The sequence below is a fragment of the Arthrobacter sp. StoSoilB20 genome, assembly GCF_019977295.1.
Classification (GTDB): domain Bacteria; phylum Actinomycetota; class Actinomycetes; order Actinomycetales; family Micrococcaceae; genus Arthrobacter; species Arthrobacter nicotinovorans_A.
In genome coordinates this window covers 3,345,974-3,372,705 of the sequence record NZ_AP024651.1, presented here as the reverse complement: position 1 = coordinate 3,372,705, position 26,732 = coordinate 3,345,974, and the positions used below count along the sequence as shown (strand labels likewise).

Genomic DNA, 26,732 nt, shown 5'->3' with positions numbered 1-26,732 from the left:
GTAACTCCCTTCGAGTTCTCGTGAGGTTCCTTAGTAGACGCTCGTTGAGCATTTACTCGGTGAGCGTCACGACCGACGCTCCATAGTTGGGGATGCCGCCCGAAACCTGCGAACCTTCTTCGAGAGTCACGAAGCGGGAAAAGAATCCCTGGATAGCCCTGCAATTGTTGGTGCAGCTTGGAGCAGCCGGGTCCAGGTTTTGGCCGCCATCGAACTTGTACCCAGTCACTTGGAAGGCTGCGAAACCCACCAGTGTGTACTTCGTCTTGTTGCCGTTCTGGGCCGCCGTCTTGAAGAGCGGAATCAACGCGGGTTGATCCATGATGTGGGCAAGCGCGGATGCGCAGGTCGCCCCGTTGGGAAAGTGGTTCCCAGGTTGACCCTGGACGGCAGCACTAATGGAGATATCCGTGGTGCAGCCGGAGTTGGTTGCCAGCCATCCAAAGCCCCCGGGCTGATAGCCGTTTTGAGCAACACATCCACCAACTGCGGGTGCATTTGTGTCATATCTTAAGGTCACGTGTGTTGGAACGGGGTCACCTGAGAAGTTCCCGGTTGAGTTCAATGAGGCCAACTGGGCAGGCGACAAGTACTTCTTGAAGACACATTCGCTCACCGTCCAAGGCAACGTCGTTGCGCTGGTGGGCGCGCCCCACGAAGCCTCAGCCAAAGCCCCGACCTGTTCGGTTTCGACACCCAGAACCCGGGCGAAGAACAGTGAGAAGCTGTTTTGTCCGTTGGTGTCCCGGGCATTCGTCACAACGCGGACTGTCGTGGAAGCGGGAAATGTCACAGTTGCACCGCTGGTCGAATCGTTCGCGTTGTCATTTGCGAAGCTATTGGCAGTGGAGCTGCTGTTGGCGCAGCTGCCTTCGGCGCAATCTGTCGCAACGGCGAGGGCCGCAGCGTCCGCCCCGTTCTGGAGCTGTGCCTTCTCGGCATAGAGTGCTCCGACATCTACAGCCAGGGCTGCGAATCCCAGGAGTGCGACCATCATGCCGGCAACAATGACGGTGGTGGCGCCACGTTCACTACTGTCCTTGTCAGTTGTTGCGCGGATCCTCCGTGAAATTTGAATTAGCCACCGCATCTCATCACCCCGACCCCTGTCATGTTCAGTGGAAATATTCCGGAAGGACCGAAGAAGCCTGAGTCCAAGAATCCTGACATGGAGGGAAGTGACACGCTGGTTGTTACTTCGACGTTTGATCCAGGTGCACAACTGGACGCATTGTTGGTGACGGTGACGCCCAGGCCTTCAAGAGCCGGCGCTCCGGCCAGGGCTGCTCCTGTAACGTCCAGGGCACCTTCGTCATAGTGAACTGCGGCGTAGCGGGCGCCTTCGCGAGCTGCTTGTGTCAGGGAAACCTGGACATTGTACGCGCGCCCAAACTCCATGATTCCCAGGAGAATCAACAACAGCAGGGGAAGCACAATGGCCATTTCGACGGCAGCCGCCCCTCGTTCCCTTGTCTCCGATTTCATGTTCTCTCCAGTCCCAGATCCGGGTAGAAACCGTGTTAAAGAAGTTTGGTTGGTCTCGACTCATCGATGCCGAGACCAACCAAAGTTGATACCGCTACGGGGTGAGGTCGAGGCCGTTGAAGAGCGCCAGTACCTGGTTGCCGAGGGCAAATACGGCGAAGATGCAAAGTGCCGCGATGCCGGCGACCATGATGCCGTATTCAACCATCGTCGCGCCCTTCTCTTCGGAGGTGAGGCGGGCCTTGACGCCGGCAATGTACGAGGTAACAGAAAGCATAAAAGCAGACATTGGAAAATCCTTCCCAGAAAAATGATTTGCGAAACAGGTTATAGGTCCAGCAAATTATCGGAATTTGCTTCGACTTCCGAACTACCCCCATGTTGCCTTTAGCGGTCCGGAATTCGATGAGATAAGAATTCACCCTGGGAGGCAGCTGCGACAATGCGTAGCCGTACTCGACTTGCGGGAGGGCTCGCTACCCGCGGCCACTCAAAGAAGGTGGCCAGTACTCAGTTCTGGAGTAAAAAGGGGTCGAAACTACTTGGTTTCGAAAGCTGCCTTATTAATTGGGGGAGTGGCAGACCCGGAGTTAAGTGCGTACCCAGTCAGGTCAGTTCATGACCAGGGCAACGCTGATGGCCGCGATGATCATTGCCGGTCCGTGGGCTGTTTCCTTAGGCTTTTCCGCGCGTCGCAAGCGCAACATCAGTACCGTGAGCACCCCGCCCACCACGAATCCCAGTAGTCCCCCGAAGAGTACTTGCTGCCAACCCAAGTACCCCAAGTACAGTCCCAGGGGCGCGGCGAGCTTCACATCGCCCATTCCGATGCTTCCGGGCGAAAGAAGGCCAAGAATTAAGTAGCCTGCGAACAAAATGGCCCCTCCTGCGAGGGCCCGGAAGAGTTCCGGCCATCCAGGGGCAAGGGCCGCGGACGCCGCAAGGAGCAGCAGCCCGCCGCCAAGAAGCATCAATATAAGGGTGTTGGGCAGCAAATGCAGGGCGAAGTCGATCCGCGAAAGTTGCACGCCAAGAACGGCCAACAAAAGGAAAGCCGGCAACTCGGGAGAAAAGCCAAACCGCCATGCGAGCAAGCCGAACAGCAGCGAGGTGACAGCCGCCGTCGTGGTCCGGATCCTTAGTGGAGGGAGGCTGCCGAGCCGCGGCAGCCTCGCCGAGATGAGCCACTCGGCGGCCGGGCTTAGGAGGAAGCCGGCGAGGGCGATAACGAAGGGAAAGGCGGCCCCGTCGGTCATGTGCTCTCCCTTAATCAGCGCGCTGCCCCCAGGGGCGGTTACCCCATTTTGACCCGGACGCCCCGTTGAAGGTATTGTTTAGAGTCGTTGTGCGTGTCCTATCTCGATGACACATGCCTTGCGGGGGATCCAGTTGCAGGATCGCTAACTCCTGGGGCATATCGAGATCCTGGGATGACTGGTACATAGAGCCCTCACCTCTGCTCCGGTAGCGCATACATAGTAGGTACACGCCTCACTGCGTGTCGCCTAAAACATGAACGCCAGAACAAGAACGAGGCAAAACCGTGCGTACGTACACCCCGAAGCCCGGCGATATCAACCGCCAGTGGCACGTCATTGACGCCACCGACGTTGTCCTTGGTCGTCTTGCCAGCCAGACCGCAACACTGCTGCGCGGAAAGCACAAGCCGACCTTTGCGTCCCACATGGACATGGGCGACTTCGTCATCATCATCAACGCTGAAAAGGTTGCCCTCACCGGCGCCAAGCTGGAGCAGAAGCGCGCATACCGCCACTCCGGTTACCCGGGCGGCCTGACCTCCGTCAACTACGCCGAGCTGTTGGAATCCAACCCGGTTCGCGCTGTTGAGAAGGCCATCAAGGGCATGCTCCCCAAGAACTCTCTCGCTGCACAGCAGTTGGGCAAGCTCAAGGTCTACCGTGGCGCTGAGCACCCCCACGCTGCACAGCAGCCGAAGACTTTCGAAATCACCCAGGTCGCCCAGTAGTCCTGGCCACCAACTAAACTTTTTATTACAAGGAGAACCGTGGCTCAGAACGAAGAACTGACCGCCGAAGCCGTCGAGGCTGAGGAAACCCTCACCAGCTACACCTCTGAAAGCACATCTGCTGAAGATGCGCCCAAGAAGGAGCGCCCGGCACTGACCGTTGCCGGTGCAGCTGTTGGCCGTCGCAAGGAAGCCGTTGCACGCGTTCGCGTTGTTCCGGGTTCCGGCAAGTGGACCATCAACGGCCGCACGCTGGACAACTACTTCCCGAACAAACTGCACCAGCAGGATGTCAACGAGCCCTTCAAGATCCTTGATCTTGAAGGCGCTTACGACGTTATCGCCCGTATCCACGGCGGTGGCATCTCCGGCCAGGCCGGTGCACTGCGTCTCGGTGTTGCTCGCTCGCTGAACGAGATCGACGTCGACAACAACCGCGCCACCCTCAAGAAGGCCGGTTACCTGCGCCGTGACGCCCGCGTCATCGAGCGTAAGAAGGCTGGTCTCAAGAAGGCACGCAAGGCCCAGCAGTACTCCAAGCGTTAATCTGCTTGGCCCCCTTGCGGGGGTATCGAAAGCCCGTTCCGCCACTTCGGCGGGGCGGGCTTTCGCCGTTAAACACCCACCGTTGAAGCCCGTCCATATGACGCTCCGACACGCCCCTGAACTGATGGTGTCCCGTAGTCGTCTAAACTTGAGCCGATGTCTAGATTATTTGGAACAGATGGCGTGCGCGGTCTCGCGAACGGATTGCTCACCGCCGAGCTGGCTATGCAGCTCGCACAGGCCGCCGCCGTCGTACTCGGCCATGACCGCACAACCAATGGCAAGCGGCCGCGCGCCGTCGTCGCCAGGGACCCCAGAGCGAGTGGCGAGTTCCTCGCAGCCGCCGTGGAAGCCGGGCTTTCCAGCTCCGGAATCGACGTCTATGACGCCGGTGTTCTTCCCACCCCTGCGGCCGCTTACCTGGTGGCAGACCTCGACGCCGATTTCGGCGTCATGCTCTCGGCCTCCCACAACCCCGCGCCGGACAACGGGATCAAGTTCTTCGCCCGCGGCGGCCAGAAGCTCCCGGACCACGTCGAAGACGCCATCGAGGCACAGCTTGGCAAAGAGCCGCAGCGCCCCGTGGGAGCCGACGTCGGACGCATCCAGCGCTTCTCCGACGCTGAGGACCGCTACATCGTGCACCTGCTGGGTACGCTGCCCAAGCGCCTGGACGGCCTCAAAGTAGTCCTCGACTGTGCCCACGGTGCAGCGAGTGGTTGCTCGCCCCAGGTGTTCAAGGACGCCGGCGCTGATGTTGTAGTGATCGGCGCTGAGCCGGACGGCCTGAACATCAACGAAGGTGTGGGCTCCACACACCTGGGCCCGCTGAAGGAAGCCGTGGTCAAGCACGGTGCAGATCTTGGGGTAGCCCACGACGGCGACGCCGACCGTTGCCTTGCCGTGGACCACGAAGGCAATGAAGTGGATGGTGACCAGATCATGGCCATCCTCGCGCTGGCCCTCAATGATGCAGGGAAGCTCAAGGACAACATCCTGGTGGCCACGGTCATGAGCAACCTCGGCCTTAAGATTGCCCTCAAGAACGCCGGCATCACCATTCGTGAAACCGGCGTCGGCGACCGCTACGTCCTGGAAGAAATGCGCGACGGCGGCTACAACCTTGGCGGGGAACAGTCCGGCCACGTGATCTTCTCCGACTACGCCACCACAGGCGACGGCGTCCTGACCGGCCTGCAGCTCGCGGCGCAGGTCGCCCTGACCGGCCGCAGCCTCAAGGAACTCTCCACGGCCATGACCAAGCTCCCGCAGCTGATGATCAACGTCAAGGGCGTCGACAAGGCCCGCGCCGGCACCGACGAAGGCGTGGCAGCGGCTGTTGCTGCCGCCGAGCTGGAATTGGGTGAGACCGGCCGCGTGCTGCTCCGCCCGTCAGGTACTGAAGCTTTGGTCCGTGTCATGGTGGAAGCCGCTGATATGGAAACAGCTGAGCGCATCTGCAACAGTCTTGCCGCAGTGGTCAAAGAACGACTGGGCGTGTCCAGCGAAATGACCGTCTAGGAAGTTTGAATGAGCATCGGCCCGCACCCTGGACGCCAGGGGAGCGGGCCGACGCTGTTTAAGGGCTTAGAGGTAGTCCGGGGCTGCTTCGAGCCCGAAGTACTCTTCCAGGGTGGCAATGCCGCGCGTGGCCATGTCGGTTGCCGCTTCCACGCCGATATACCGCAAGTGCCAGGACTCGTAGAAGTACCCGGTGGTGTCGTGGAGCATCCAGGGATAGCGGACCACAAAACCGAACCTGTGGGCGTTGGCCTTGGCCCAGACCGCCGAGGGCTGCTCAGCAAAGCACGGCTGGAAGCTGCAGGCTCCACCCCCGTCGCCGATATCGAAGGACCAGCCCGTCTGGTGCTCGGAGTGACCCGGGCGGGCTGAGGCGCGGTCCGCAGCCGCCTGCCCCGTGCTGGCGACGTACCCTCCGTACGTGGCCACTTGGGTGGAGTAGGAACGGTAGCCCGAAGCCAAGGTCATGATGATGCCCTCTGTTGCCGCCGCGCCGAACATCTTTTCCGCGGCAGCCGCCGTCGTGCTGTTAAGCAGGGAAGCTTCGCCGCTGACGGCGAGTCGGACCTTCGGCTGGACCAAATCGGCCGGGACGAAGTCCTGAGGGATCAGTGGGCGGTGCTTGTTGACGATCACCCAAGGGCTGGCGGGGTCAGTGAGGGAATGCTGGGGTGCAACGGCGCTGGACGGTGCCGAACTGGATGGTGCCGCGGTGGGGGACTCCGCGCTGGGGGACGGGGAAACAGCCGCAGACTCCGTAGCGGGGGCGCTGGAGGGGGCTGCAGACGGCGCAGCGGCTTCACTGGCGGCGTTTGCAGCTACGGGGGAGGGGACAGCCTTCTCAGGTGTGCACGCAGCCAATGCCGCCATTCCAGCTCCGGCGGTGAGCAAGCCTGTAAAAACGCGCCGGCTCGGGAGCTTATGGGAGTCGGCCACGCTAGACCTTCCTCAGCAGCATCCGGCGGATGGAGTGGTCTGCGTCCTTGGTCAACACCAATTGGGCGCGCCCGCGTGTTGGCAGCACGTTTTCTTCGAGGTTTGGTTCGTTGATGCGCTTCCAGATGCCGCGTGCGGTGGATTCGGCGTCGTCATCGGACAGCGTGGCGTAGCGGTGGAAGTAGGATTCCGGCTGCGCGAATGCGGTGGTGCGCAGTTTGCGGAAACGGTCCACGTACCATTCCTCGATGTAGGAGGTTTTGGCGTCCACGTAGATGGAAAAGTCGAAGAAGTCGCTGACTGCCAGTCCCTGCTTGCCGTCCATGCGGGGACGGGCGGGAGCCAGGACGTTGAGACCCTCGACAATCAGGACGTCGGGACGCCGCACCACGACTTCCTTCCCCGGCACGATGTCGTACGTTACGTGGGAATACCACGGCGCCCGCACTTCTTCCGCGCCACCTTTGACTTCGGAGACGAAGCGAAGCAGTCCGCGCCTGTCGTAGGACTCGGGAAAACCTTTGCGCTCCAAAAGGTGCCGGCGCTTCAGCTCGGCCAAAGGATAAAGGAATCCGTCCGTGGTGATGAGTTCCACATTGGGGGTCCCGGGCCAGCGCCGCAGCATTTCGCGGAGCACGCGGGCGATGGTGGACTTGCCAACGGCCACTGAGCCGGCGACGCCGATCACGAACGGTGTGCGCTGGGTCTGTTCGCCCAGGAACGTGGTGGTGGCTGCATGGAGCTGGTGCGAAGCCTGTACATACAGGTGCAGGAGCCGGGAAAGGGGGAGGTAGACCTCCCTGACTTCCTTCATGTCCAAGGGGTCGCCGAGTCCGCGGAGACGGAAGATGTCCTCTTCGTTGAGGGGCTGCTCCATCTGCGCTGCAAGCCTGGACCACGTTTGACGGTCCAGCTCTACAAACGGGGAAGCGCCGTCGCCATTAGCTTCGGTGCGTTGCAAAGTCACGCTCATGATTCTGCCCTCCGCGAGGCGGAACAGGAAATGCGCGACGACGGGAGGGTGAATTGTGAGGGTTGGACATCATACTGGCAAGGGGAAGAGCTGGGATGTCCCACGTCAGTTGTTTGCGCTAGCCGTTAGGCTAGTACCCATGTGTGGAATCGTAGGCTATGTTGGCAATTCGTCTCGCAAGGCAGCTGGTCACAGCGCCCTTGACGTCGTCGTGGAAGGGCTGCGTCGTCTTGAGTATCGCGGCTATGACTCCGCTGGCGTCGCAGTGGTGGCTGACGGGAAAATCTCATCCCGTAAAAAGTCCGGCAAGCTGAGCAACCTGATCGGTGAACTGGAAGCAAATCCAGTTCCTGAATCCCTGACCGGCATCGGCCATACCCGTTGGGCTACCCACGGTGGCCCGACCGACCGCAACGCGCACCCGCACCTTTCCGATGGCGGCCGCCTTGCACTTATTCACAACGGCATCATTGAGAACTTCGCTGAACTCAAGCAGGAGCTCCTGGCAAAGGGCGTTACCTTCGAGTCCGAAACCGACACCGAAGTTGCCGCCGCGCTTGTTGGCGATATCTTCCGCACCCAGCTCAATGGCGACGGCGGAAACCTCACCGAAGCGATGCGCCTGGCCTGCCAGCGCCTTGAAGGCGCCTTCACCCTTCTTGCAGTCCACGCAGACCAGCCCGACGTCGTCGTAGCTGCCCGCCGCAACTCCCCGCTGGTGGTTGGCCTGGGCGAAGGAGAGAACTTCCTCGGCTCGGACGTCTCCGGCTTTATCGACTACACCCGCCGCGCCGTGGAACTGGGCCAGGACCAGATCGTCACCATCACCGCGGACTCCGTGGAAATCACCGACTTCTTCGGCGCTCCTGCCGAAGGCAAGGAATACCACGTCGACTGGGACCCGGCATCGGCCGAAAAGGGTGGCTTCAACTCCTTCATGGAGAAGGAAATCCACGATCAGCCTGACGCTGTTGCACAGACCCTCCTGGGCCGCTCGGACCTCGATGGCAAGCTGACGCTGGACGAGGTCCGCATCGACCCCGAACTCCTCAAGCAGGTTGACAAGATCATCGTGCTCGCTTGCGGCACCGCGGCTTATGCCGGCCTGGTGGCCAAGTACGCGATTGAGAACTGGTGCCGGATCCCCACGGAGGTGGAGCTCGCCCACGAGTTCCGCTACCGCGATCCGATTGTGGACTCCAACACCCTGGTGGTTTCCATCAGCCAGTCCGGTGAGACCATGGACACCCTGATGGCCGTCCGCTACGCCCGTGAACAAGGCGCCAAGACGATCTCCATCTGCAACACCAACGGTTCCACCATCCCGCGCGAATCCGACGCCGTGCTCTACACGCACGCCGGCCCGGAAATCGCGGTTGCCTCCACCAAGGCATTCCTGGCGCAGATCACGGCCGCTTACCTCCTGGGCCTGTACCTTGCCCAGCTGCGCGGCAACATCTTCTCGGGCCAGATCAAGGACGTCCTGGCGGACCTCAACAAGATCCCCGCCAAGATCCAGCACATCCTGGACAACGCAGGGCCCCTGCGCGAGCTCGCGCGCAGCATGAAGGACGAAAAGTCCGTGCTGTTCCTTGGCCGTCACGTGGGCTACCCGGTTGCCCTGGAAGGCGCCTTGAAGCTCAAGGAAATCGCCTACATCCACGCTGAAGGCTTCGCTGCCGGCGAGCTCAAGCACGGTCCGATCGCCCTGATCGACGATGGCCAGCCGGTCTTCGTCGTGGTTCCGTCCCCGCGTGGCCGCGACTCCCTGCACTCAAAGGTCGTCAGCAACATCCAGGAAGTCCGTGCACGTGGTGCGCGCACCCTGGTCATTGCCGAAGAAGGCGACGAGTCGGTCAAGGATTACGCAGAGCAGGTCTTCTACGTACCGGAGACGCCCACCCTGTTGATGCCGCTGCTCACCACTGTTCCGCTGCAGATCTTTGCCGCTGAATTGGCCGGCGCCAAGGGCTACGACGTAGACCAGCCGCGCAACCTCGCCAAGAGCGTGACCGTAGAATAACGCCATGATTGTTGGCATTGGCGTAGACGTCGTAGACATCGAGCGGTTCGGCAGGCAGCTGGAGCGGACGCCCGGGCTCCGGGATCGGCTGTTTGTTCCTGCCGAACGGGAATTGAACACCCGTTCCCTGGCTGCCCGTTTTGCGGCCAAGGAAGCCGTGGCCAAGGTTCTGGGTGCCCCCGCGGGCATGAACTGGCAGGACTGCTGGATTGGCCTCGATGAGAACGGCCCCACGGTCCAGGTCAAGGGCACGGTGCTGGCAGTGGCTGAGGCCAAGGGCGTCAAGCGCTGGCACTTGTCCATGAGCCATGACGGTGGCATTGCCACGGCCACTGTGCTCGCCGAGGGCTAAGCGGACTCTCAAGAACAATGATCAGCGCCTTCACCGGACAACAGATCAGGGATGCGGAACAACCGTACCTGGACGCCGGTGGGGGCGCTGTTCTCATGCAACGGGCAGCCTATGGGCTGGCCCAGGCCGTAGCACGCGAAGTCAGGACACGGCGCCGGCTGGCCGGTGCCAGCGTCACCGTCCTGGCAGGCAAGGGCAACAATGGTGGCGATGGCCTCTTTGCGGCAGCGCTGCTGGCACGCCAGGGAATGCGCACGACGGCGGTCCTCGCCGCTGCTGAAGTCCATCCCGAGGCGTTGGCAGCCTTCAAGGCAGCCGGTGGTCGGACCCTCTACCTCGAGCCGGGGAACGCTGAGGAACTCGCAGTCGTATGCGCAGGAAATGACGTGATCATTGATGCCCTGCTTGGCACGGGTGCCCGTGGAGGCCTCCGTGGGACCTCCGCGGAACTTATTGCTTCCCTTCAGGAACTGCGTCCCGCCTTGGTAGTGGCCTGCGATCTGCCCAGCGGGCTGGATGCCACCACAGGCGAAGTCCACTGGCCTGTGCTGGATGCGGACGTTACGGTGACGTTTGGCGGCGTCAAAGCAGGCCTCATGACCGACCCGGGGGAAGGCTGTTCGGGCCGGGTCCAGGTGGTGGACATCGGCATTGAAGAGTTGCTCGAATCCACCCGGCCGGAGCTCCGCCGCCTCACTTCTGCAGAAATTTCCGCAGTGCTGCCCCGTCCCGGACGCCGGGCACACAAATACACGCGGGGTGTCCTGGGCGTTGTGGCGGGCTCGGTGCGGTTTGCCGGTGCCGCTGTCCTGGGCGTCCATGCGGCGGCCCTCGCGGGCGCCGGGATGGTGCGTTACGCCGGTCCCCAAGCGGTAGCGCAGTTGGTGCTGGCCAAAACCCCGGAAGCTCTGTGGGAACCGGAGAAACCCGGCCGGGTCCAAGCATGGTTGCTGGGCTCCGGCGTCGATGGGGAAGAGCAGCTTGAGCGGGCCAGGTCCGCTGCTGCGACTGCCTTGGCCGCGGATCTGCCCGTGGTAGTGGATGCAGGTGCTTTAAGCCTCCTGCCGGACCACTGCCCGGCCCACTGGATCCTGACGCCACACGCTGGAGAACTGGCCACTCTCCTCGAGTCGCTGCCCTCAACCGGTGAGATGGCCGTGACGCGGGAGGACGTGGAATCGCGACCGCTGCACTGGGTACGTCAGGCCGCACAACAAACCGGCGCCACGGTGCTCCTGAAGGGAGCCACCACACTGGTGGCGTCGCCGTCGGGCGTTGTTTTCAGCCAGTCCGAAGGCACGGCCTGGATGGCGACCGCAGGCAGTGGCGATGTCCTGGCCGGTATCCTGGGCGCTTTGCTCGCCCAAAGCGCGGAATCCATCAAGGACGACGACGGCGCATATGCCGGCCTGGGCCTGGACGTTGAGGACCGCTGGGCTGCATTGGCTGCCGTTGCTGCGAGCCTTCACGGGCGGGCTGGATCGCAGGCTTCGGAAGAATTCAACGGAGGGCCCCTTACAGCTTCCGCGATCATGTCGGCGATACCGCGTGTGATTGGTTCGCTCAGCGCGGAATACGACCGAACAAGACCCTAAGGTTACTGTCGTTGTCGGGGTCATGAGTAGGCTTGCAACAGTTGTTCGCATCATCAAGAGGAGAACGCATGGAAGTCTGGCCTGGATCGGCTTATCCGCTGGGTGCCACCTTTGACGGCACCGGCACCAACTTCGCGCTGTTTAGCGAGAAGGCCGAAAAAGTGGAATTGTGCCTCTTCGACGACGACGGCGGGGAAGTCCGCGTAGAAGTTACCGAGGTTGATGGTTACGTATGGCACTGTTATCTGCCGCAGGTCCAACCCGGACAAAAGTACGGCTACAGGGTGCACGGTCCTTACGACCCCGACGCCGGCCAAAGGTTCAATCCCAATAAGCTGCTGCTGGATCCTTATGCAAAGGCCATCCACCGGCAGATCGACTGGGATCCATCCTTGTTCTCCTACAACATGGATGACCCGGACTCCCGCAATGACGAGGACTCGGCACCGCACATGATGCTGGGTGTCGTCATCAACCCGTTCTTCGATTGGGACGGCGACAAGCTGCTGCGGATTCCATATCACAAGTCCGTGATCTACGAGGCCCACGTCAAAGGCCTTACCCAGATGCATCCCGAGGTGCCGGAGGAGCAGCGCGGCACGTATGCCGGCGTCGCGCACCCGGCGGTTATTTCCCACCTGCAGAAGCTGGGAATCACGGCGATCGAGCTCATGCCGGTGCACCAATTCGTCAATGACGGCATCCTGCAGGACAAGGGCCTGAACAACTACTGGGGCTACAACACCATTGGGTTCTTTGCCCCCCACAACAGCTACAGCTCCAAAGGTGACACTGGCCAGCAGGTCCAGGACTTCAAGGCCATGGTGCGGGCACTGCACACCGCCGGAATCGAAGTCATCCTTGATGTGGTCTACAACCACACAGCCGAAGGAAACCACCTTGGACCGACCCTCTCGTTCAAGGGAATCGACAACTCCGCGTACTACCGCCTGGTGGAAGACGACCAGAAGTACTACATGGACTACACCGGCACCGGCAACTCACTCAATGTCCGCAGCCCGCACTCCCTGCAGTTGCTGATGGACTCCCTGCGGTACTGGGTCACCGAGATGCACGTGGACGGGTTCCGTTTCGACCTCGCATCCACGCTTGCCCGCGAATTCTACGATGTGGACAAACTCTCCACATTCTTCGAACTCATCCAGCAGGACCCCGTGGTTTCCCAGGTGAAGCTCATCGCCGAACCATGGGACGTTGGTCCCGGCGGCTACCAGGTGGGCAACTTCCCGCCGCAATGGACCGAATGGAACGGCCAGTACCGCGACACCGTGCGTGACTTCTGGCGCGGCGAACCCTCAACCCTGGGCGAATTCGCGTCCCGGCTCACCGGCTCCGCGGACCTTTACGAGCACTCGGGCCGCCGCCCGGTGGCATCGATCAACTTCGTCACTGCCCACGACGGTTTTACCCTGGCGGACCTCGTCTCCTACAACGAGAAACACAACGAGGCCAACGGCGAAGGCAACAACGACGGCGAATCGCACAACCGCTCGTGGAACTGTGGGGCCGAAGGTCCCACGGATGATCCCACTGTCCTTGGCTTGAGGGCGCGCCAGCAGCGCAACTTCATCGCCTCGCTGTTCCTGTCTCAGGGCGTCCCCATGCTCCTGCACGGCGATGAACTCGGCAGGACCCAGAACGGCAACAACAACGGGTACTGCCAGGATTCGGAACTGACCTGGATCAACTGGGACAACGTGGACCAGCCCCTGATCGAGTTCACGGCCGCCGTCAGTGCCCTCCGGGCCAAACATCCGAGCCTGCGTCGCAGCCGCTTCTTCGACGGCAGGCCGGTCCTGCGAGGCGAAGGCGAGCGACTGCCCGACATCGTATGGCTTGACGCGGACGCCAGCACCATGAGCCCGTCGGACTGGGATGAAGCCTTGGGTCGGTCCGTTGGCGTATTCCTCAACGGTGATGGCATCCATGGCCAGGACACGCAGGGCCGTCGCATCACGGACGTCAACTTCCTGCTCTATTTCAACGCAGACCAGGAAGAAGTCGGCTTCCGGATTCCTTCGGATGAGTACGCCGCAGCCTGGGACGTCATGATCGACACCGCCGGAGAAGGTGCTGAAGCGGGAGTGGTCAAGCCCGACCAGATCCTGATGGTCGGCGGGAAGTCCTTGGTGGTCCTGCGGGCCCACAGCACTCCGGAAATTGAACCCGACCACTCCGTGGCGGCCTCCCTTGCTGCCCTGACGCAGACCAGCACACCGGAAAACGCGTCCATCACGGCTCCTGCCGTGACATCGCTGCCTTTCGACTACAAGGACTCCGCACCCGAGGGGACCAATGACGAAGGTGACGGGAAGAAGGCGGATTCATGAAGACACCCGTCTCAACCTACAGGCTCCAAATCCGCGCTGGTTTCACTCTCCAGGACGCAGCGGATCTCACCGGATACCTGCGTTCGCTTGGCATCGACTGGGTTTACGTCTCCCCGATCCTGACCGCGGAAGAGGGTTCGGATCACGGCTATGACGTGACCGATCCTTCAACCGTCGATCCTTCCCGCGGAGGCCCTGAAGGGCTTTCGGCGCTGTCCAAGGCGGCGAAGGAAAAGGGCCTTGGCGTCCTGGCTGACATCGTGCCCAACCACATGGGTGTTGCTTCACCGAAGCAAAATGCCTGGTGGTGGCAGTTGCTGAAGGAAGGCCGCGGTTCAAAGTACGCGGAGGCCTTCGACGTCGACTGGGACTTCGGCGGAGGCAAGATCCGCATCCCTGTACTGGGAAGCGATGACGACCTTGACGGGTTGTCGGTGGTGGACGGCGAACTGCGCTACTACGATCACAGCTTCCCCCTGGCCGAGGGGACCTATACCTCCGGGGACAACCCGCGGGAAGTCCATGCACGGCAGCACTATGAACTGGTGGGTTGGCGCCGGGCGGACGCTGAGTTGAACTACCGCCGGTTCTTCGCCGTCAACACCCTCGCCGGGCTGCGTGTCGAAATCCCTTGGGTCTTTGACGAGTCCCACGAGGAGATCGTTCGCTGGTTCCGCGAAGGACTGGTGGACGGGTTGCGGATCGACCACCCGGATGGGCTCGCCGACCCCGAGGGTTACCTCGCCCGGCTGCGGGAAGCAACCGGTGGGGCCTACTTGCTGGTCGAAAAGATCCTTGAACCCGGAGAAGAACTGCCGGACACCTTCGAGTGTGAAGGGACCACCGGCTACGACGCCCTTGCCGACGTCGACAGGCTCTTCGTGGATCCGGCCGCAGAGGAATACCTGAATTCCCTCGACGCCAGGTTGCGGGACGCGGAATCCCCGGCGAACTACGCTGCGATGATCCATGGGACCAAGCGCCGGATCGCCGACGGAATCCTGCGTTCGGAAATCCTCCGGTTGGCGCGATTGGTGCCACCGTCCATGGACTTGCCGGCGGAGAAAGTTGCCGATGCGATCGCCGAAGTCATCTGCTGCTTCCCCATTTACCGCACCTACCTTCCTTACGGCAAGGATGTCCTGGCCGAATCAATCCGTCGTGCCGGGGAAAGCCGTGCTGACCTCAATGAGGTGCTGGAGCTCCTGACGCCACTGCTGATGGATTCCTCCGGTGCTTTGGCACAACGTTTCCAGCAGACCTCCGGAATGGTCATGGCCAAGGGGGTGGAAGATACCGCCTTCTTCCGTTACAGCCGGCTGGGGACCCTTACCGAAGTGGGAGCAGATCCGACGGAATTCGCGGTATCCACCGACGTCTTCCATAGGCGGATGGCCCGCAGGCAGCAGGCTTTGCCGCTCTCCATGACCACACTGAGCACCCATGACACCAAGCGGAGCGAGGACGCAAGGGCCCGTATCTCGGTCATCTCCGAGGCCGTCCCTGAATGGGAACTGTTCCTGGGCACCGTCCAGGAGTTGGCCCCCATCCCTGACGGTCCCTTGGCTGCCCTTGTATGGCAATCGATCGTCGGTGCCTGGCCTGCAGATCGCGGACGCCTGCAGTCCTACGCCCTGAAGGCTGCACGTGAGGCGGGGAATTCGACCAACTGGACCGACCCCAACCAGGAGTTCGAACGTCACCTGGCGGCCGCCGTCGACTCCGTCTTTGATTCGCCTGAAGTTGGAGCAGCCTTGACCAACTTTGTCGCTGAGCTGGAACCCCATGGAACATCCAACTCATTGTCGGCCAAGCTGGTCCAGCTGACCATGCCCGGTGTGCCGGATGTCTACCAGGGCACCGAATTCAGGGACGGTTCCCTCACCGACCCGGACAACAGGCGCCCTGTCGACTTCCAGGCTCGTATAACCGCGCTGGCGGAGTTGGACAACGGGGCCTCACCGGCTTTCACGGATGAGGCGGCCAAGCTGTTGGTGGTGTCACGGGCACTGAGGTTGCGGCGTGACCGGCCTGAACTCTTCAGCGGATACACGCCGGTAGGAGTGCACGGGGCCGCAGCCGGCCACGTGGTGGCCTTTGATCGCGGCGCTGCCGGCCGCGGTGCCCTCACTGTGGCCACGCGCCTGCCCAAACGGCTTGCCCGGGAAGGTGGCTGGCGGGGCACCGCAATCGAGGTATCCGGAAACGTCCGTGACGAACTCACCGGAGCCACGTACGGTGCCGGCAACATCTTGTTGGAGACGCTGCTGGAAAAGTATCCCGTGGCCTTGCTGGTCCCCACCGACTGACCCCACATCAAACCATCACTGCAACGCACGCTTGAACACGCATAAGGGAGCATGATGCTGGAGCACGCTGCTGGAAAAAACCGCTACGACGTCTGGGCGCCGAACGCTGATTCGGTCCGGCTTCTTGCCGACGGGCGCGAATACCCGATGGAACACCACGACGCCGCCGCCCCCGGTTGGTGGCGGGCGCCCGCTGAGGCGCCCGGCCAGGAAGGCGACGGCGTGCCCTATGGGTACATCGTGGACGGCGAGGGGCCATTCCCGGACCCGCGTTCGAGGCGGCAACCGGAAGGCGTTCACGGTTTGTCCGTCACCTTCGATCCCTCCGTCCACCAGTGGCAGGACTCCGGGTGGAAGGGCCGGCCGCTCAAGGGAGCTGTCATCTACGAGTTGCACCTGGGCACCTTCACCCCTGAAGGGACACTGGATGCTGCCGCCGCCAAACTGGACTACCTGGTGGACCTCGGTGTGGACTTCATTGAGTTGCTGCCGGTCAACGGCTTCAACGGCGTCCACAATTGGGGTTACGACGGCGTTCTTTGGTACGCGGTCCACGAGCCCTACGGCGGCCCGGCAGCGTACCAGCGCTTTGTTGATGCCGCCCATGCTGCCGGCTTGGGCGTCATCCAGGACGTTGTCTACAACCACCTTGGGCCAAGTGGGAACTACCTGCCCAAATTCGGTCCCTACCTGAAGTCGGGGGAGGGAAACACCTGGGGTGACTCCGTTAACCTCGACGGCCCCGGCTCGGACGACGTCCGGCGCTACATCCTGGAAAACGCGGCCATGTGGCTGCGGGACTACCACGTGGACGGGCTCCGCCTTGATGCGGTACACGCTTTGCGTGACGAGCGCGCCGTGCACATCCTCGAGGAGTTCGGGGCACTGGGTGATGAGGTCGAAGCCGAAACCGGGGTTCCCCGGACAATGATCGCCGAATCGGACCTGAACAATCCGCGGCTCATCTACCCGCGCAAGGACAACGGTTACGGGCTCGAAGGCCAATGGAGCGATGATTTCCACCACGCAGTGCACGTCAACCTCAGTGGCGAAACCACTGGCTACTACGCGGACTTCGACTCACTGGCCGTGTTGGCAAAGGTCCTGGAACGTGGGTTCCTCCACGATGGCAGCTACTCCAGTTTCCGTGGGCGGCATCATGGCCGGCCTATCCGGCGGGACCTTGCCCACCCGTCGGCACTGGTAGTCTGCCTGCAGAACCACGACCAGATCGGCAACCGGGCAACCGGTGATCGGCTCACGGCGTCGTTGTCATACGGAAAGTTGGCCATTGGGGCAGTGCTGACCATGACGTCCCCCTTCACGCCTATGTTGTTCATGGGCGAGGAGTTCGGAGCTTCCACACCGTGGCAGTTCTTCACCTCCCACCCGGAACCTGAGCTTGGAAAGGCCACAGCGGAAGGGCGGATCAAGGAGTTCGAACGCATGGGATGGGACCCCGCTGTGGTGCCCGACCCACAGGACCCGGAGACGTTCCAGCGTTCCAAGCTCAAATGGGATGAAGCAGGCGAGGGAGACCACGCCCGCTTGCTGCAGCTGTACAAGGATTTAGCACAGCTGCGCCGGGACACTCCCGAGTTGGTGGACGGCGGCTTCGGTGAGACTTCGGTTGAGTTCGACGACGACGAACACTGGCTGCAGATGTCCCGAGGCACTGTCCGTGTGATCTGCAACTTCGGCGACGATGCACTCGGGACGCCACTGAGCGGCAGCATCCTGCTGGCTACTGACGGCGAAGCAGTCCTGGACGAGGGGACGCTGACGCTTCCCGGCGGAAGCGCCGCCGTCGTGCGCGTCCAGTAAGTCTTCCAAACTGAAGGTGACGGCGCCCACATAGCGGACGGCGCCGTCACCCCGGTTTGCGCAGTGGCAGGATGGTACGTATGACTTATTCGGCTGCGGAAAACCGCTACGAAACCATGCCCTATCGCCGTGTTGGACGCAGCGGACTCAAGCTCCCTGCCATTTCGCTGGGCCTCTGGCACAACTTCGGCGATGACAAGCGCTTTGACGAACAGCGTGCCATCCTGCGCCGGGCGTTCGATCTTGGTGTGAACCACTTCGACCTCGCCAACAACTATGGCCCGCCCGACGGGTCGGCGGAGACCAACTTCGGGCGCCACCTCAAGGATGACTTCAAGCCCTACCGCGATGAACTGGTCATCTCCACCAAAGCCGGCTACTACATGTGGCCCGGCCCGTACGGTGAGTGGGGATCCCGGAAATACCTGATCTCCAGCCTGGACCAGTCGTTGGAGCGAATGGGCCTGGACTACGTGGACATTTTTTACAGCCACCGCCCGGACCCGGAGACGCCGCTGGAAGAGACCATGGGCGCGTTGGATTACGCGGTCCGGTCCGGCAAGGCGCTGTATGCCGGAATCTCGTCCTACACACCCGAGCAGACCATCGAGGCTGCCCGGATACTGAAGGAACTCGGCACGCCACTGCTGATTCACCAGCCCAGCTACTCCATGCTGAACCGGTGGACCGAGAACGGATCCCCCAATCTCTACGAGGCCTTGGACCAGGTGGGGGCAGGCTCCATCGCGTTCTCGCCCTTGGCCCAGGGCATGCTGACCAACCGCTACCTCAACGGTGTTCCGGCCGACTCGCGGGCGGCGAAGGAACGATTCCTCTCCGAATCCCAACTGACCGAGGAAAAGCTGGACCGGGTCAGGGGCTTGAATGCCATTGCTGAGGGACGTGGGCAGACCCTCGCCCAGATGGCCATTGCCTGGATTCTGCGTGACCAGCCCAAGGGCTCCCCGGTGACCTCTGCGCTTGTTGGTGCGTCCAGCGTCGCCCAGCTTGAAGACACGCTCAGCGCCATCAGCAACTTGGAGTTCACCACGGATGAATTGACGGCGATTGACGAATTCGCTGTGGAGTCGGACATCAACCTTTGGGCGGGGAAGTAGCCTCCAAAGTACCGCCATAAAACTGCAGGGGCCGGCCGGGAACAAAGCCGGCCCCTGCTGTGTTGGTTACAATGCAAGAGTGCGCCGAATGGCGCCGTGCCAATCAGTCGTGCCCTGGACTCAGTCAGGGCTGCGCCTGGCATATGAGGTTTAGTCTCAAGAGGAGTTCCGTGTCTTCACATCCGATTCGTGTTGCCATTGTCGGCGTAGGTAACTGCGCTGCATCGTTGGTCCAAGGTGTTCAGTACTATCGCGACGCTGACCCCAAGGCCACGATCCCGGGTCTGATGCACGTCGAGTTCGGCCAGTACCACGTCAACGACGTCCAGTTCGTTGCTGCTTTCGACGTTGACAGCAAAAAGGTTGGACTGGACCTGGCCGACGCCATCGGCGCCAGCGAAAACAACACCATCAAGATTGCCGACGTTCCCGCCACCGGCGTAACGGTCCAGCGCGGCCACACGCTCGACGGCCTGGGCAAGTACTACCGCGAGACCATCGTTGAGGCACCCGAGGAAGCCGTGGACATCGTCGCAGCGCTGCGCGAGGCCAAGGCCGACGTCATGGTCTGCTACCTGCCCGTTGGCTCGGACCAGGCTGCAAAGTTCTACGCCCAGTGCGCGATCGACGCCGGTGTGGCGTTCGTCAACGCCCTGCCCGTGTTCATCGCAGGAACCAAGGAATGGGCTGACAAGTTCACCGAGGCCGGCATCCCGATCGTGGGCGATGACATCAAGAGCCAGATCGGTGCCACCATCACGCACCGCGTCATGGCCAAGCTCTTCGAAGACCGCGGCGTGACGCTGGACCGCACCTACCAGCTCAACGTCGGCGGCAACATGGACTTCAAGAACATGCTGGAGCGCGACCGCCTGGAATCCAAGAAGATCTCCAAGACCCAGGCTGTGACCTCCAACGTTGAGGCCGAACTGCACGCGGACGACGTCCACATTGGGCCGTCGGACTACGTGGCTTGGCTGGACGACCGCAAGTGGGCCTTCGTGCGCCTCGAGGGCCGCAACTTCGGCGACGCACCGGTGTCCCTTGAATACAAGCTTGAGGTCTGGGATTCCCCGAACTCGGCAGGTGTCATCATCGACGCCATCCGTGCGGCCAAGATCGGCCTGGACCGCGGCATCGGCGGCCCGCTGCTTTCCGCGTCCAGCTACTTCATGAAGTCGCCCCCGGAGCAGTTCAACGACGACCTCGCCCGCGATAAGGTCGAAGCCTTCATCCGCGGCGACATCGAGCGCTAAACACTCCCGTTTTACCAAACGCCCCCGTATCCATTACGGGGGCGTTTGTCGTTTCCCGAACCTTCTCTCACGTCCTTCCGGTTTGGGGCCGACGCTCGCTCCCTTTTCTCAAGAGAGTGAGAGAGCGTGGGGCTGGAGGGCAGGGGGATGTGAGAGAGCGTGGGGCTGGAGGGCAGGGGATGTGAGAGAGCGTGGGTCTGGAGGGCAGGGGATGTGAGAGCGGGTTAGAAGAGGCCGGTGGGTTGACCGTCGGCGTCCACGTCCATGCGCATCGCGGCCGGTTCCTTGGGCAGTCCCGGCATGGTCATGACAGCACCGGTCAACGCCACGATGAAACCGGCGCCGGTCTTGGGAATCAGTTCGCGGACGTGCACCGTGAAACCCTTGGGAGCGCCGAGCCTGGAAGCGTCATCGGTGAAGGAGTATTGGGTCTTGGCCATGCAGACAGGGAAGTCGGACCAACCGTTTTTCTCGATCTCCGCCAGTCGCTTCAGGGCCGGAACCGAGAAGTCGACGCCGTGCGCCCCGTAGATCTCCTGCACAATGGTCCGGATCTTGTCCTCCACAGGCATCTCCAGCGGGTAGAGGTGGTGGAAGTCCGACGGCGCGGACAAGGCGGCTGCAACCTTCCCAGCAAGACCGTCACCGCCGTCGCCTCCTCCGCCCCGGCCCCAGACATCGGCGACGGCGGCCTCGACGCCTTCCGCGGCGCACCAGTCGAGCAGCCACTCCAGTTCCTCCGGGGTGTCCGTGGCGAATTTGTTGATGGACACAATGGGGGAGATGCCGAACTTGGACACGTTGCGGACATGCCTCTGAAGATTCTCCACCCCGGCAGCAACGGCCTCGACGTTGGGTTCGCTGAGTTGGTCCTTGGGGACCCCGCCCTGCATCTTCAGGGCGCGGATCGTCGCCACCACTACGACGGCGGATGGCGCCACCTGGGCGATTCTCGCCTTGATGTCCATGTACTTTTCCGCGCCGAGGTCTGCCCCGAACCCGGCTTCTGTGACCACGATGTCGGCTAACTGCATGGCCGTGCTGGTGGCGATCAGGGAGTTGCAGCCGTGGGCGATGTTGGCGAACGGGCCACCATGGACCAATGCAGGGGTTCCGGCGATGGTCTGGACGAGGTTTGGTTTGATGGCGTCCTTCAACAGCATGGTCAGTGCGCCTTCGACACCGAGGTCCGCTACGGTGACCGGCGAGCGATCGTAGGTGTAGCCAAAAGTGATCCGGCCCAGCCGTGCGCGGAGGTCGTCCAGGTCTTTAGCCAGGCAGAAGACCGCCATGATTTCGGAGGCCACGGTGATGTCGAAGCCGTCCTGCCGCGGTACGCCCTGAACAGGTCCGCCGAGGCCGATCACCACTTCCCGCAGCGAGCGGTCGTTCATATCCAGCACGCGTTTGAATGTCATGCGGCGGGGATCGATATTGAGTTCGTTGCCTTGGAAAATATGGTTGTCCACCAGGGCCATGAGCGCGTTGTTCGCGGAGGTGATCGCATGGAAATCGCCGGTGAAGTGCAGGTTGATGTCGTCCATGGGAAGCACCTGGGAGTACCCGCCGCCGGTGGCTCCGCCCTTCATCCCCAGGATCGGCCCCAAGGAGGGCTCGCGAAGGGCAATCATCACGTTGTGCCCTGCGCGGGCCAGGGAGTCGGCCAGCCCCACGGTGGTGGTGGACTTGCCTTCGCCTGCCGGGGTGGGGGACATGGCGGACACCAGTACTACCTTGCCGGGGGTCTTCCCAGCGGGAAAAACCAGCTTTGACGGATTGATTTTGGCCTTGTAGGGCCCATACAGCTCAAGGGCGTCCTCGGTGATGCCTGCGCGTCGGGCAATGTCCACGATGGGCTGGATAGTGGCTTTGCGGGCAATTTCAAGATCGGACAGGACCTTGTTTTCAGACATCGTCGTCCTTTGGCTGGGTATGCCGGCAGCGGGGTGGTGCTGCAGGCGTTGGTTCGCTGTGCGCGTCAATCTACCAGTCGAGACGGCCGAACCGGCGAAGACTCAGCGCCGGGGAACCAGCAGGCCGCCCACTGCTTCGCGGTAGCTTTCAAGCGTGATGGCTGCTGTCCGTTGCCATCCGAAGGATTCGGCGTGGGTTGCGGCCAACCGTCCCATGTCTTCACGGGTCTGGACGTCGTCGTAGAGGTCCTCCAAGGCGTCTGCCCAGTCGGAGGGGTCGTGCCCGTCCACCAGCATGCCCGTCCGGCCATCGGAAATGGCCCGTGACAGTCCGCCCACGTTGGTGGCCACCACTGGTGTACCGCACGCTTGTGCTTCCAAAGCGACCAAACCGAAGGATTCGCTGAAAGAGGGCATGACCACGACGTCTGCGGAGCGGAACCAACCCGCCAGTTCAGGTGCCACCACAGGCGGGCGGTGCGTCACGACGTCGGCCAGTCCGGCGTCGTCGATGATGTGTTGGAGATTGAAGTCCTTGGCACCGCTGAGGGAGCCCAGAATGGTCAGCTCGAGATCGATGTCGGGTCGGCGCTTGCGCAGGATCCCAGCGGCCTTGACGAACACCTGGGGGCCTTTGAGCCGCTGGATCCGCCCGGCGAAGAGGATATGGAAACTGTCCGGCCTGACTCCGCGCAGGGACCGTGACTTCCGCCGGAACGAGGGCGTAAAGACCTTGAGGTCGACGCCGGGCGGGGCCACGTCGATCCGGTCAAGATCGGCACCGTAGTGCGAAACCAGTTCCTCGGCCTCGGCTGGAGTGTTGGCGACCAGCCGGGTAGCGCCGTCGACGATCCGCTGTTCGCCCTCTTCGCGGCGCCGGGGCTCGGGGCGTTCGCCGGATTCGAGGACAAGATTTTTGACCTTGGCCATGGTGTGCATGGTGTGCACCAGCGGCACGCCCCATAGCCCTGACAGTTCCAGCCCGGCCACGCCGGACACCCAATAGTGTGAATGGATGGCATCGTAGCGGCCGTGCAGTTGGCTGCCGCGGATCATGTCGATCTGTTCCACCATCTGGTGCAGGAGGGCCGGCAGCTCTTCCTTGGGGACTTTGCGGCGAGGCCCCGCCATGACGTTATGGACGCAGACGCCGGGACCTGGATGTTCGACGGCGGGTTGGCCGGCTTTGGTGGATCGGGTGAAGATCTCCACTTCCACCCCGGTCTCCGCCAGCGCCATGGCCAGGGCCCGCACGTAGACGTTCATCCCACCGGCATCTCCGGCACCTGGCTGCTCCATGGGGGAGGTATGCAAGGACAGGAACGCCACACGACGGATCAACGGCACCGCATTCCTCCTGACACGAACAGCAAAACAGCAAACACGCCTTTGCCCTGCAGAAAACACTACTCCTGCCGTCCACTGCCTCCGAAGGTGCCAACACACAGCTGCGGGCAGCACCACCGCTGGACGGGGCTGCTAGCGTGGCGGCTGTGAGCGAAGAACAGACTTTCGACATCCGCCAAGCCATCCCCGCGGACTGGCCCGGGATCTGGGCCATCCTGGAACCGGTGATCCGTGCCGGTGAGACCTTTACCTGGGACCGTGACACGTCCGAGGAAGCGGCCCGGAGCAAGTGGATCAAAGACGCTCCCGGCCAGACGTTCGTGGCCGTAGCCAGGGACTCGGGCGTGATCCTTGGAACAGGAGAGTTCCACGCCAACCAGGCCGGCGGCGGCAGTCATGTAGCCAATGCCGGGTACATGGTGGGAGCCAACCACTCAGGCCAAGGTGTTGCCCGCGCCCTTTGCGCCTATTCGTTGACTGAAGCGAAGGCTGCAGGCTTCTACGCCATGCAGTACAACGCCGTGGTGGAGAGCAACGTCCGGGCGGTGTGGTTGTGGCAGTCCATGGGCTTCCGGATCCTGGCGACGGTGCCTGAGGCATTCGATCATCCGGAGATCGGCTACGTGGGCCTGCACGTCATGTACCGGAAGCTGTAGGCCACCTCCACAGCCGGGCGAGTTCGGGAAACGCTGCCTCGTATCCGGTGAGGAGTTGTTCTCCCAGCTCCGCCGTTCCGATCAAAGGGTGCGCCGCGAAGGCATCAACGGCAGCACTGCGCTCGCCGTGCACCACAGCACGGATGGTCAGCCGCTCCACCTCTTTGACGTGCTGCATGAGGGTGAGGAATTGGCCGCCCGGCCGTTCCTGCGCAAGCGGCCACGCGCCGTCGGGCGTCACCTCACAGGGAACCTCGACGACGGCGTCGGCCGGCAACCCGGGCACGGCCACCTTGCCCGCCGGACCAGCAGGCGAGACCGGCGCGTTGGGAACGTTCAGGATCAGCTGGGCAGATCCACCCCCGGACAACGCCCGCATCACGGACAGTGCTACCCGCTCATAGCCACCGCCGGCCAAGTCGGACTCGTCCCGTTGCTCACCGTGCGTACGGGCTTCAGCCAGGTAGCCTTCCTCCCGGGACCTGCGGGCACTGTCCCACAGCTCAAAGGGATGAGTTGCCCGCACCAGGGCAGGGTAGAGGGAACTCTGCTGGTGGTGGATTGATGCACCCCGGGTTTCCTGCTGCCGGCGGATCGCATCGGTGGCCCGGGCTGTTTGGTAGTAGTAGTACAGGTATTCGTTGGGCAGGCAGCCAAGCTGCAGCAGGGTGTGCTGCCCAAACAACCTGCCTTCTTCGATGGTCTCGAGCGCAGCGTGGTCCGCCAGCAGCCCGGGCAGCAGGTCCCGCCCGCCGGGAGCCAGCCGATACAGCCAGCCGAGATGGTTCAACCCGAAGTAGCCCACGCCGTCGAGACTTCCTTCTGCCACCGGGGTGCCGGCAGCACGTGCCGCCCGATGGACCAGGCCCCCGGCGGAATCGCAGATGCCCACCACCTTGCGTCCGAACACCGGGCCCAAAGCTTCGGTCACCATGCCTGCGGGGTTGGTGAAATTGATGAGCCATGCCTCGGGGCAATGCTGCCGCATCGCTTCGGCGAGTTCCAGCATGCGGGGAATGGTCCGCAGCGCATAGGAGATCCCGCCCGCGCCGGTGGTTTCCTGGCCCAGCAGGCCAAGATCCAAGGCCACGCGTTCGTCGGCGATCCGCCCGGCAGTGCCGCCGGGACGGATTGCCGCGAACACCGTGTCCGTTCCGGCCAGGGCCTCCGGCAGGTCAGAGGAAACCACGACGACGGGCGCGGAACCTTCCTCGGAGGCCATGTCGCGGACAACCGCTTCAATGGCTGCCAGGCGGGCCTCGTCCACGTCGTAGAGCACCAGCTCGTCCACCAGCCCCGCGAAGGGACCCACGCACAAGGCCCTGTAGATAAGGGGTACCCGGAAGCCGCCGCCACCGGCGATCATGAGCCGCATGACCGAAGTCTATGCAGGCCTTACGGATCTATGCAGCCCCGCGAGGATCGGCGTAGTCTGCGATGCATGGACGCTATGCCCCAGCGACGATTTGATCCACTGGCTTCCCTGCGCTCCGATGCCGACCAGCACTGCGACCTCCTCCTGACAGGAACGGTCTTCCAGGACATTATTTTCACTGGCCTGCCGCACTCGCCCGAACCCGGCACGGAGGTATGGAGCGAGGGGATGGGCAGTTGCCCCGGCGGGGTGGCCAACCAAGCCATCGCCGCTGCCAGGCTGGGTTTGCGTACAAACCTTGCCGCGACCTTCGGGGATGACGGCTATGGCGACTACAACTGGCAGATCCTTGAAAGCCAGGAACACGTGGACCTGTCATTGTCGCGAAAGGTTCCGGGCTGGCACTCGCCCGTCACCGTTTCCCTGTGCGTGAACCAGGACAGGTCCATGGTCACCAACGGGCACCCGGCGCCCATCAGTTCCTCCGAACTGATGGGCAAACCACCCAAGGCGCTCGCCGCCGTCGCTGACCTCGGCGAAGAACTGGAACCGTGGATGCTCGCGGCAAAGGATTCCGGCACCAAACTCTTTGGCGTAGTGGGGTGGGATCCTACGGGGGAGTGGTCCGAACGCCGGCTGGATTTGCTGGAGAACTTCCATGCCTTCCTGCCCAATGCGCCCGAGGCCATGGCCTTCACCGGCAAAGCGGACCCGTGGGCTGCGCTGTACTCCCTGGCAGACCGCGTTCCCGTAGCAGTGGTGACGCTCGGACCGCAGGGCGCCGTTGCCGTGGACTCGGAGACCGGCGAGGAAGAATGGGTGCCCTCCCTCCCGGTCTCCGCCTACGATCCCACCGGCGCGGGCGACTGCTTCGGGGCGGCGTTCATTGTGGGATGCCTGGCGGGGTGGAGGCTGGGGGACCGGCTTCGCTTCGCCAACCTGTGCGCCTCGCTGGCGGTCCAGGAGGTGGGCGGCTCGTTGGCGGCCCCCGGGTGGGGGGACATCGCCGACTGGTGGCAGCGGGCCAACGCGCGGAAGGAACGCCAGTCCAGCCAGTGGCTGCGGCGGTTCGCGTTCCTGGAACCGATCGTGAAGGACATCCCGGCCGAAGCCCAGCGCCGGGCCAGGGCAACGATCGCACATTTGTCGGACGCACAGTAGCGAG

Annotated in this window: 22 protein-coding genes; 13 read left to right on the top strand and 9 right to left on the bottom strand. The window is 62.6% G+C overall.

What is annotated here, in order from left to right:
• Window positions 1-52: 52 nt before the first annotated feature.
• The 4 genes from LDN85_RS15290 to LDN85_RS15275 all read right to left on the bottom strand — a co-directional run bounded on the left by LDN85_RS15290 (window position 53) and on the right by LDN85_RS15275 (window position 2,741).
• A complete protein-coding gene (locus LDN85_RS15290) occupies window positions 53-997 on the bottom strand; it encodes a pilus assembly protein TadG-related protein (protein ID WP_263422065.1) in 945 nt (314 codons plus the stop codon).
• 80 nt (window positions 998-1,077) lie between these two features.
• On the bottom strand, window positions 1,078-1,485 hold the full coding sequence (locus tag LDN85_RS15285) for a TadE family protein (protein ID WP_026546283.1): 408 nt from the start codon (window positions 1,483-1,485) through the stop codon (window positions 1,078-1,080).
• A gap of 94 nt (window positions 1,486-1,579) precedes the next feature.
• On the bottom strand, window positions 1,580-1,774 hold the full coding sequence (locus LDN85_RS15280) for a Flp family type IVb pilin (protein ID WP_026546282.1): 195 nt from the start codon (window positions 1,772-1,774) through the stop codon (window positions 1,580-1,582).
• A 322-nt stretch (window positions 1,775-2,096) separates the two neighbouring features.
• On the bottom strand, window positions 2,097-2,741 hold the full coding sequence (locus LDN85_RS15275; protein ID WP_026546281.1) for a prepilin peptidase: 645 nt from the start codon (window positions 2,739-2,741) through the stop codon (window positions 2,097-2,099).
• Window positions 2,742-3,028: 287 nt separating this feature from the next.
• Here LDN85_RS15275 and rplM point away from each other — a divergent pair, with 287 nt between their 5' ends.
• The 3 genes from rplM (at window position 3,029) to glmM (ending at window position 5,539) form a co-directional block, all read left to right on the top strand.
• On the top strand, window positions 3,029-3,472 hold the full coding sequence (rplM, locus tag LDN85_RS15270; RefSeq protein ID WP_024817563.1) for a 50S ribosomal protein L13: 444 nt from the start codon (window positions 3,029-3,031) through the stop codon (window positions 3,470-3,472).
• 39 nt (window positions 3,473-3,511) lie between these two features.
• Entirely contained in the window at window positions 3,512-4,018 is a 507-nt protein-coding gene (rpsI, locus tag LDN85_RS15265) for a 30S ribosomal protein S9 (protein WP_035760464.1), read from the top strand.
• 156 nt (window positions 4,019-4,174) lie between these two features.
• Entirely contained in the window at window positions 4,175-5,539 is a 1,365-nt protein-coding gene (glmM, locus tag LDN85_RS15260) for a phosphoglucosamine mutase (protein ID WP_026539840.1), read from the top strand.
• A gap of 66 nt (window positions 5,540-5,605) precedes the next feature.
• On the opposite strand, the gene LDN85_RS15255 is transcribed toward glmM, so the two are convergent.
• Both LDN85_RS15255 and coaA read right to left on the bottom strand, forming a co-directional pair.
• Entirely contained in the window at window positions 5,606-6,475 is an 870-nt protein-coding gene (locus LDN85_RS15255) for a M15 family metallopeptidase (RefSeq protein WP_026546279.1), read from the bottom strand.
• 1 nt (window position 6,476) lies between these two features.
• The gene (coaA, locus tag LDN85_RS15250; protein ID WP_026539842.1) at window positions 6,477-7,448 is read right to left on the bottom strand and encodes a type I pantothenate kinase; all 972 of its coding nucleotides are present in this window, start codon (window positions 7,446-7,448) and stop codon (window positions 6,477-6,479) included.
• A 139-nt stretch (window positions 7,449-7,587) separates the two neighbouring features.
• Between coaA and glmS the strand changes: the two genes are divergently transcribed.
• The 8 genes from glmS (at window position 7,588) to LDN85_RS15210 (ending at window position 20,276) form a co-directional block, all read left to right on the top strand.
• On the top strand, window positions 7,588-9,471 hold the full coding sequence (gene glmS / locus LDN85_RS15245; protein WP_026539843.1) for a glutamine--fructose-6-phosphate transaminase (isomerizing): 1,884 nt from the start codon (window positions 7,588-7,590) through the stop codon (window positions 9,469-9,471).
• Between the two features lie 4 nt (window positions 9,472-9,475).
• Window positions 9,476-9,823: a holo-ACP synthase gene (locus LDN85_RS15240; protein WP_011775548.1), complete on the top strand. Its 348-nt coding sequence runs from the start codon at window positions 9,476-9,478 to the stop codon at window positions 9,821-9,823.
• Window positions 9,824-9,840: 17 nt separating this feature from the next.
• Window positions 9,841-11,418, top strand: coding sequence for an NAD(P)H-hydrate dehydratase (locus LDN85_RS15235; protein WP_223943461.1), 1,578 nt, complete (start codon window positions 9,841-9,843; stop codon window positions 11,416-11,418).
• A gap of 68 nt (window positions 11,419-11,486) precedes the next feature.
• The gene (gene glgX, locus LDN85_RS15230; RefSeq protein ID WP_223943460.1) at window positions 11,487-13,769 is read left to right on the top strand and encodes a glycogen debranching protein GlgX; all 2,283 of its coding nucleotides are present in this window, start codon (window positions 11,487-11,489) and stop codon (window positions 13,767-13,769) included.
• Window positions 13,766-16,078 carry a malto-oligosyltrehalose synthase gene (treY, locus tag LDN85_RS15225; protein ID WP_223943459.1) on the top strand — a complete coding sequence of 771 codons (2,313 nt, stop codon included), beginning with the start codon at window positions 13,766-13,768 and terminating at the stop codon, window positions 16,076-16,078. The genes glgX and treY overlap by 4 nt, the downstream gene beginning before the upstream one ends.
• A gap of 54 nt (window positions 16,079-16,132) precedes the next feature.
• On the top strand, window positions 16,133-17,902 hold the full coding sequence (treZ, locus tag LDN85_RS15220) for a malto-oligosyltrehalose trehalohydrolase (RefSeq protein ID WP_223945474.1): 1,770 nt from the start codon (window positions 16,133-16,135) through the stop codon (window positions 17,900-17,902).
• 80 nt (window positions 17,903-17,982) lie between these two features.
• Complete coding sequence (gene mgrA / locus LDN85_RS15215) at window positions 17,983-19,020, top strand: L-glyceraldehyde 3-phosphate reductase (RefSeq protein WP_223943458.1); 1,038 nt, start codon at window positions 17,983-17,985, stop codon at window positions 19,018-19,020.
• A gap of 170 nt (window positions 19,021-19,190) precedes the next feature.
• Entirely contained in the window at window positions 19,191-20,276 is a 1,086-nt protein-coding gene (locus LDN85_RS15210; protein ID WP_026539849.1) for an inositol-3-phosphate synthase, read from the top strand.
• Window positions 20,277-20,500: 224 nt separating this feature from the next.
• Here LDN85_RS15210 and LDN85_RS15205 read toward each other — a convergent pair whose 3' ends face one another.
• Both LDN85_RS15205 and mshA read right to left on the bottom strand, forming a co-directional pair.
• Window positions 20,501-22,189 (bottom strand): formate--tetrahydrofolate ligase, encoded by a 1,689-nt coding sequence (locus LDN85_RS15205; protein ID WP_223943457.1) that lies wholly within the window; start codon window positions 22,187-22,189, stop codon window positions 20,501-20,503.
• A 102-nt stretch (window positions 22,190-22,291) separates the two neighbouring features.
• A complete protein-coding gene (gene mshA / locus LDN85_RS15200; protein ID WP_026546274.1) occupies window positions 22,292-23,536 on the bottom strand; it encodes a D-inositol-3-phosphate glycosyltransferase in 1,245 nt (414 codons plus the stop codon).
• A 137-nt stretch (window positions 23,537-23,673) separates the two neighbouring features.
• Between mshA and LDN85_RS15195 the strand changes: the two genes are divergently transcribed.
• A complete protein-coding gene (locus LDN85_RS15195) occupies window positions 23,674-24,192 on the top strand; it encodes a GNAT family N-acetyltransferase (protein WP_026539852.1) in 519 nt (172 codons plus the stop codon).
• Here LDN85_RS15195 and LDN85_RS15190 read toward each other — a convergent pair.
• Window positions 24,173-25,567: a 6-phospho-beta-glucosidase gene (locus tag LDN85_RS15190; protein WP_223943456.1), complete on the bottom strand. Its 1,395-nt coding sequence runs from the start codon at window positions 25,565-25,567 to the stop codon at window positions 24,173-24,175. The two genes, LDN85_RS15195 and LDN85_RS15190, sit on opposite strands and share 20 nt — an antisense overlap.
• A gap of 66 nt (window positions 25,568-25,633) precedes the next feature.
• On the opposite strand from LDN85_RS15190, the gene LDN85_RS15185 reads away from it, so the two are divergent.
• Window positions 25,634-26,728 (top strand): carbohydrate kinase family protein, encoded by a 1,095-nt coding sequence (locus LDN85_RS15185; protein WP_223943455.1) that lies wholly within the window; start codon window positions 25,634-25,636, stop codon window positions 26,726-26,728.
• The last annotated feature ends 4 nt before the right edge of the window (window positions 26,729-26,732 follow it).

Coding starts and splice junctions, on each gene's coding strand:
- glmS (WP_026539843.1), top strand. CDS start 7,588: ATGTGTGGAATCGTAGGCTATGTTGGCAATTCGTCTCGCAAGGCAGCT.
- LDN85_RS15205 (WP_223943457.1), bottom strand. CDS start 22,189: ATGTCTGAAAACAAGGTCCTGTCCGATCTTGAAATTGCCCGCAAAGCC.
- glmM (WP_026539840.1), top strand. CDS start 4,175: ATGTCTAGATTATTTGGAACAGATGGCGTGCGCGGTCTCGCGAACGGA.
- LDN85_RS15190 (WP_223943456.1), bottom strand. CDS start 25,567: ATGCGGCTCATGATCGCCGGTGGCGGCGGCTTCCGGGTACCCCTTATC.
- treY (WP_223943459.1), top strand. CDS start 13,766: ATGAAGACACCCGTCTCAACCTACAGGCTCCAAATCCGCGCTGGTTTC.
- LDN85_RS15285 (WP_026546283.1), bottom strand. CDS start 1,485: ATGAAATCGGAGACAAGGGAACGAGGGGCGGCTGCCGTCGAAATGGCC.
- LDN85_RS15240 (WP_011775548.1), top strand. CDS start 9,476: ATGATTGTTGGCATTGGCGTAGACGTCGTAGACATCGAGCGGTTCGGC.
- mgrA (WP_223943458.1), top strand. CDS start 17,983: ATGACTTATTCGGCTGCGGAAAACCGCTACGAAACCATGCCCTATCGC.
- LDN85_RS15235 (WP_223943461.1), top strand. CDS start 9,841: ATGATCAGCGCCTTCACCGGACAACAGATCAGGGATGCGGAACAACCG.
- treZ (WP_223945474.1), top strand. CDS start 16,133: ATGCTGGAGCACGCTGCTGGAAAAAACCGCTACGACGTCTGGGCGCCG.
- coaA (WP_026539842.1), bottom strand. CDS start 7,448: ATGAGCGTGACTTTGCAACGCACCGAAGCTAATGGCGACGGCGCTTCC.
- LDN85_RS15290 (WP_263422065.1), bottom strand. CDS start 997: ATGATGGTCGCACTCCTGGGATTCGCAGCCCTGGCTGTAGATGTCGGA.
- LDN85_RS15275 (WP_026546281.1), bottom strand. CDS start 2,741: ATGACCGACGGGGCCGCCTTTCCCTTCGTTATCGCCCTCGCCGGCTTC.
- glgX (WP_223943460.1), top strand. CDS start 11,487: ATGGAAGTCTGGCCTGGATCGGCTTATCCGCTGGGTGCCACCTTTGAC.
- LDN85_RS15185 (WP_223943455.1), top strand. CDS start 25,634: ATGGACGCTATGCCCCAGCGACGATTTGATCCACTGGCTTCCCTGCGC.
- LDN85_RS15280 (WP_026546282.1), bottom strand. CDS start 1,774: ATGTCTGCTTTTATGCTTTCTGTTACCTCGTACATTGCCGGCGTCAAG.